The following is a 248-nucleotide window of genomic DNA, read 5'->3' as shown; positions in this document are numbered from 1 at the left end:
CACCTCGCTGGCCCTGGCGATCTGGATCGGCGGGCGTGTGTTCGCCGCGCTCAAGCGTCGCCTCGGGGTGGGGGAGTGGGTACGCCGCGGGCTGGGCATCGCCGCATTGCTGGCGGTGGTCGCCATCGCGATGGGCTGGGACACCGGCGTGCTGACCCGGCTCTCCACGGTCAGCACCGCCAAGCTGGAACAGGGCCTGCTCGACGTGCTGCCAGCACAGGAGCCGGTCGCCGGCGCGGCGATGATGC

At 72.6% G+C, this 248-nt stretch carries 1 pseudogene; it reads left to right on the top strand.

Features of this window, described 5'->3' with window-relative positions:
- Positions 1-248, top strand: a pseudogene (locus tag RRF55_RS27575) (cytochrome c biogenesis protein DipZ); the annotation flags it as partial.

The organism is Klebsiella sp. K47, from assembly GCF_051858335.1.
Lineage (GTDB): Bacteria > Pseudomonadota > Gammaproteobacteria > Enterobacterales > Enterobacteriaceae > Klebsiella > Klebsiella pneumoniae.
The sequence above is the reverse complement of the archived record's forward strand: the minus strand, read 5'-3'. Positions and strand labels throughout refer to the sequence as shown.